This is a genomic window from Synechococcus sp. R6-5, from assembly GCF_047461775.1.
Taxonomy (GTDB): domain Bacteria; phylum Cyanobacteriota; class Cyanobacteriia; order Thermostichales; family Thermostichaceae; genus Thermostichus.
The window spans coordinates 1-5,831 of record NZ_JANSHV010000306.1; the positions used below are offsets into that span (position 1 = coordinate 1).

Annotated in this window: 6 protein-coding genes; all 6 read left to right on the forward strand. The window is 59.6% G+C overall.

What is annotated here, in order from left to right:
* Nucleotides 1–16: 16 nt before the first annotated feature.
* Entirely contained in the window at nucleotides 17–193 is a 177-nt protein-coding gene (locus NW818_RS13155; protein ID WP_414424808.1) for a hypothetical protein, read from the forward strand.
* A 134-nt stretch (nucleotides 194–327) separates the two neighbouring features.
* On the forward strand, nucleotides 328–1,254 hold the full coding sequence (locus NW818_RS13160; protein ID WP_414344011.1) for a hypothetical protein: 927 nt from the start codon (nucleotides 328–330) through the stop codon (nucleotides 1,252–1,254).
* 66 nt (nucleotides 1,255–1,320) lie between these two features.
* On the forward strand, nucleotides 1,321–2,541 hold the full coding sequence (locus NW818_RS13165) for a DUF445 domain-containing protein (protein WP_011434466.1): 1,221 nt from the start codon (nucleotides 1,321–1,323) through the stop codon (nucleotides 2,539–2,541).
* 41 nt (nucleotides 2,542–2,582) lie between these two features.
* On the forward strand, nucleotides 2,583–4,244 hold the full coding sequence (locus tag NW818_RS13170) for a bifunctional metallophosphatase/5'-nucleotidase (RefSeq protein ID WP_414424809.1): 1,662 nt from the start codon (nucleotides 2,583–2,585) through the stop codon (nucleotides 4,242–4,244).
* A 156-nt stretch (nucleotides 4,245–4,400) separates the two neighbouring features.
* Nucleotides 4,401–5,138 (forward strand): nucleotide exchange factor GrpE, encoded by a 738-nt coding sequence (grpE, locus tag NW818_RS13175; RefSeq protein ID WP_071818179.1) that lies wholly within the window; start codon nucleotides 4,401–4,403, stop codon nucleotides 5,136–5,138.
* Between the two features lie 179 nt (nucleotides 5,139–5,317).
* On the forward strand, nucleotides 5,318–5,831 hold a 514-nt coding region (locus NW818_RS13180; protein ID WP_414424810.1), incomplete at its 3' end, for an Hsp70 family protein.

Below are 5,831 nucleotides of genomic sequence, written 5' to 3' on the forward strand. Positions count from 1 at the left end.
GCAGTGTTCAGCGTAAATGTATCAGCCTTCACCTTCTCCTTCTCCAGAAGGACGGTCTCCTGCAGAACCCAAGCCGGAGTCCAGCCCTGAGGCTCAGGAGAGTGAGGCTACAGAGTCTCCTAAGCCAGAATCCCCAGCCCCCCAGCCAGGGGATCCCGGCGGACCGACTCCTTCTCCTTCCCCCAGCCCCTAGGGAAAACTCGATCCAGACCCCGAACAGGCTCAATAGTGTTTTAAGAGCTTCCGATCCCTTAATACCTACTAAATCTAGTGGGCACAAGCGGGGCAGGATGTTAAGCTACTGCCAGTTGCGACCGGATGGGATCCATGAGCTCAACCTTGCAGCCGTTCCTGCATTTGTTGCAGAGGAGTTCCTTTTGGGGGGTGTTGATAGCCGGTGCCGTTACCCCGGTTGCTGCTCAGCAGTTCGAGTTCACCCCTCAGCCGGTGCCCCCCAGGGGGGATCCCGTCCCTACCTTGCCCTTGCTGAGTGCTCCGCCCTCCCCCAGCTCTGCCGCCCCACCGGCCCTACCGCCTGTACCTCAGGTGCCGCAAATGCCGCTGGATCCCACAGCTCCGGCCTTGGATCCGATCCCGGTGGTGCCCGTTCAAGCGGCCCCAGGTGGACAACTCCCCCAAGGCGAGGCCTATTCCTATCAACGTCGGCCCGACCTCAGCCCAGGTGGGGATCTCCCTGGAGCCACGCGGGGCGAGCTGCCTGCCGGCACCCGTATTCTCCTCACGGTCTACCGCCCCATCACTTTCCAGCCCTACCAGGCCATTAACGGCCACCTGGAAGTCTCCGAGCCGGTGGTGGATCGCTTTGGCCAGGTGGTGATCCCGGCAGGGAGTGTGGTGTGGGGCACTTTTGAGCCGGTTTACCGAGAACTGAAGTTGTCTGGCCGGGAGGCGGAGAGCGCCGATCCCCAAGAGCGGGTCGTCGGCAGCCGCTTTGTGGCCAACCGCCTCACCATCGGCTCTTCCACCTACTTGGTGAGAGGCCAATCTGCGCCGCTACCAGTCGGGTTGGATCGCAACGCCGATGTCGGCACAACTGTAGCCCGCGGGGCAGGCTATGGGGCAGCAGGTGGGTTGGCCTTGGGAATTCTCACAGGGGGATGGGGCTTTTTGCCGATCTTGGCCGGCAGCTTGGCCGGCGCTGCGGCAGGCAGTACCAATATTGACCGGGTGGTGACGCTGCAGCCCAATACGTTGGTGGAGCTGGAACTGACCGATAGCCTGATCATCCAATAACTGGTCAACGCTCTCTTGCGCTGGGGCAGGTCAGTAGAGTAGAAGAGAGCACCCTCAATTGCTTCCATGGCCTTCTGGATCTACGTTGTGCCCCCGCTGGCCGGGCTGGTGATCGGCTATTTCACCAACGACATTGCCATCAAAATGCTGTTCCGGCCCTACCGCCCCTATCGGGTTTTCGGCTGGCGCATCCCCTTTACCCCCGGCCTGATCCCGCAGAACCAGCCTCGTCTGGCCAAGCAGATCGCCAAGACCATCATGGGATCCCTGCTCACGCCGGAGGAACTGCACAATCTGGCCCGCAAGCTGCTGCAAACCGAGCGCATGCAAGCTGGGATCCGCTGGCTGCTGGGGGTAGCCCTGGATCGGCTGCAAAACCCTGAGCAACAGCAGCAAACTGCTCAGGTGTTGGCGCGCATTTTAGCCGACCTGTTTAACGAGTCGTTGCCCCGCCTGGTGAAGGTGCTTGCCCGCCAAGAAACCTTTTTGGAAGGGCCGATTAACCAACTGTTCGACCAAGTGTTGCTGGAGCTGCGCCTCAGCAGCGAGCAGGCTAAGCAGCTCTCGGAGTGGATCCTGAAGCAGGCGCTGCCCCCAAAGGTGTTGCGGCAGAACTTGGTGGACTTTCTCACCGATCGCAACATCGAATCCCTGGATGAGGAGTTTCGTGAACGAGCGACCGGCTCCTACTGGGTGGTGGCCAACTTGTTCGGCCTGAAAAATGCCCTGTTGCGCCTGCGCACCTATTGTCTAGAAGAGCCGGAAGGGGCAGAAGCCATCTTGGAAGATCTGCTCAAAGACATCAACGCCTCCCGCCGCCTGACCGAGATCCTGCAGAACCTCTCGCTGCAAAACCTGCCGGTTTCCGCCGTGCGTCAGTTGCGCCGTGCCCTCCGCGACGGGATCCAAGATTACCTGCGCAGCCAAGGGCCAGAGGTTATCAAAGGGCTGGGGGAGACCATCGATTGGGAAAAAGTGGCCAGCCTGGTGTTGGGACGCCTGCGCAACTCCAAGGCGTTGATCACCTCCATCGACCAGATCAGCGCCGACCTGGCTCTGGTCTTGGAGCGCTACCTAGAACGGGATCTCGAATCCCTGATGATGCAGGTGATCCCGGTGTTGAACCTGGATCAGGTCATTGCCGATAAAGTCAACGCCACCTCCCCTGCCGACCTGGAGCAGGCCATCCAGCAGATCGTGCGCCAAGAACTCCAGGCCATCGTCAACTTAGGCGGCCTCCTCGGCTTTTTGGTGGGCTGTGTGCAGGTGCTGTTTTTGCTGGGCTGACGAGTTTGGGTTGGGGCTTTAACTTTGGCTATGATATGAGAATGCGATTAACAATTCTCCACACTTCGGATCTCCATGCCAATCTACATCCCTGGAACTACTTCACCGGGATCCCTGCGGAGCACGGTTTAGCCAAGCTGGCCACCCTTATTAAGCGCGTGCGAGCTGCCAGTGAGGATCCCGTCTTACTCATCGACAGCGGCGATACCATTCAGGGATCCCCCTTGGGCACCTACTATGCGCAAGTGGAGCGCGTCTCCCCTCACCCCTTGGCTCATGCTCTCAACGCCCTAGGCTACGACGCCTTTACCCCTGGCAACCACGACTTTAACTTTGGGCTTCAGGTTCTCCGGGATTTTATCGGCGATCTCCGCTGTCCGGTGCTCTGTGCCAACATCCTCCGCCAGAATGGGGATCCCCTCTTCCAGCCCTACCTGATCCGGGAATTGGCTGGGGTTCGCGTTGGCTTGCTAGGGCTGACCACCCCCCGCATCGACACCTGGGAGCGACCCGACTACATTGCGGGGCTGCGCTTTGCCCCCTTGTTGGAGACCGCCCGCCACTACCTATCGCTGCTGCGACCTCAGGTGGATGTTTTGATCTTGATCCTGCACAGCGGCCCCAACCAATTGCCCCCCCTGCGCACCCCTGAGCACTGGCACAACCCGGATCGCTCCGGCTGGTGCAGCAACAAAAGCCTGGCAGGGGAAAACGAACTGTTGGCCCTGGCCGAACTGGACGGCATTGACGTCATCCTCTCCGGCCATACCCACCAGACCATCGCCGGTCTGGGGGGATCCCAAGCTCTGGTAGTTCAGCCCGGCTATTGGGGCAGCCACCTCTCCCAGGTATCCCTGGAGCTGGAGCGCCAGGGCAGCCGCTGGCAAATTCTCGGGAAAAGCGCACAGCTCCTCTCCGCCGAAGGGATCCCTCCCGATCCCGAACTCTTGGCCTTGACAGAGCCCTATCATCAAGCCACCCTGCGCTACATCCGTCAGCCCATTGGCCAAGCCCGTTCTGCCTATAGCGGCGGTCTGGCAGCCCGTTTGGGGGCTAACCCTCTGGCAGAGCTGCTCCACCAGGCCCAATTGCAAGCAGTGCGGGAGGCGGGATTCCCCGCAGAGCTCTCCCTGGTCAACATCTGCAGCAGCGCCGGCCTGTCGGCAGGCCCCATCTCCCTGCAAGATGCCTACAGCCTCACCGTCTACGACAACACCCTCTGCGTTTTGGAGATCACCGGAGATATTCTGCGGCGCGCCCTGGAACAGACTGCCGGCTATTTTCGCCAGTTGGATCCCAATCACCTTCCCGCCGATCCTGCTGCCGTCGTGGCCCCCGAAGCCCGCGGCTACACCTTCGACCTCTACCACGGCATCGACTACTGCTTCGATCTCACCCGCCCCGTAGGAAAGCGCCTGGTGACCTTACAATTCCGCGGACAGCCGGTGGAACCAGCACAGACCTTTCGCCTGGCCATTAACCACTACCGAGCCGGCGGCGGCGGCGGTTACAGCATGTTCCAAGAAGCCCAAACCCTGTGGATCTCAGCCGATAGCATCCGCGACTTTCTGGTCTACTATATTCACACCCACTCCCCCATTCAACCCATCTACAGCCCCAACTGGCGCCTAATCCCCGACTTGGCCAAGATCTACTTCCCCGATTGCCTGGGCCGGCCACGGGAACATCTGCTGGTCGGCTAGGAAAGAAAAGATATTGACTTCAACTGGCTGAAAGAGAACCCGGTAGAATACGATCAACACAGAGCCTGGTTTGGCTGAGTGCAGCGGCGGTTTTGAAACTGCCAAACTGGGGATATCCGAGTCACTGCTCATTGCTAACACTTGCCGACATCGCCCATGACTGCCGAAGAGAAGCAACCGATGGCCCCAGAAGATACCTATCCTGAACTACAGGAAGAAGAGATCGACGTAGAGGCAGAGCTGGAGAAGCTGATTTTGGAAGATAGCGAAGCAGAAGCCGGTACCTCCTCCGGAGAAACCGCAGCTGAGCCTTCTCCAGATCCCGGTGAAGCTCTCAAGCAGCTCCAGCACGAGTTGGAAGTTGTCCGCCAGCAACTCAAAGAGAAAGAAGACGCCTACCTGCGCCTCTACGCCGATTTTGAAAACTACCGGCGGCGTACCCAGCGGGAAAAAGAAGAGTTCAGCCAAAAAGAACGGCAGAAATTTGTGCTGGAGATCTTGCCTGTTGTGGACAGCTTTGAGCGGGCTCAGCAGCAGCTGAAGCTGGAAACCGACCGCGAGCGGGAGTTGCACAACAGCTACCAGAGCGTCTACCGCCTGCTGGTGGAATGCCTGAAGAAGATGGGCGTCTCCCGCATGAAATCGGTGGGCCAGCCCTTCGACCCCAACCTGCACGAAGCCATAGCCCGTCAGCCCAGCCCAGACTATCCTGAAGATGTGGTAGCCGTCGAATATCAGCCAGGTTACAAGCTGGGGGACTTGGTGATCCGTCATGCCATGGTGGCCGTCTCGGCGGGCAGCCCCAGCTCTGAACCATCCCCCCCAGCCCAAGCCACCATCGAAGCTGGTCCGGAAAACACGCCCGCCTCTCCCCAAAACCCCCAACCTTCCTAGCCGAACTTGCTCACTTGAACCTTGACAAACAGAGCCAGAGCAGTCTCAGAAACGCTACAGTAAAGCTACGGAGACGAAAGCAACGTCTGAAGGTTTCTGCGGGATTCTGGGCAGAATGCTTTTAAGATCCGTGGAATCGCGTTCTTGGGTTGAGACTTGGCGCACGGGAAGAGGGGGCTATGGGTAAAGTCATCGGGATTGACCTGGGAACCACCAACAGTTGCGTGGCGGTTTTGGAAGGTGGTCAGCCCGTTGTGATCACCAACGCCGAGGGAGGGCGCACCACCCCCAGCATTGTCGGCTTCGCCAAGAACAACACCCGCTTGGTGGGCCAACTGGCCAAGCGCCAGGCGGTTACCAATGCTGAAAACACCATCTTCAGCATCAAACGCTTCATTGGCCGCACCTTTGCCGAGACCGAAGATGAGCGGAGGCGGGTTCCCTACAAAGTCATCCCCGGTCGAGACAACATGGTGGAAGTGGCGGTGCAAGATCGCGCCTACACTCCGCAGGAGATCTCCGCCATGATCCTGCAAAAGCTGAAGGCCGATGCGGAGGCCTATCTGGGGGAGCCGGTGACCCAAGCCGTGATCACCGTTCCCGCCTATTTTACCGATGCCCAGCGGCAGGCCACCAAAGATGCGGGCACCATTGCCGGCCTGGAGGTGCTGCGCATCATCAACGAGCCGACAG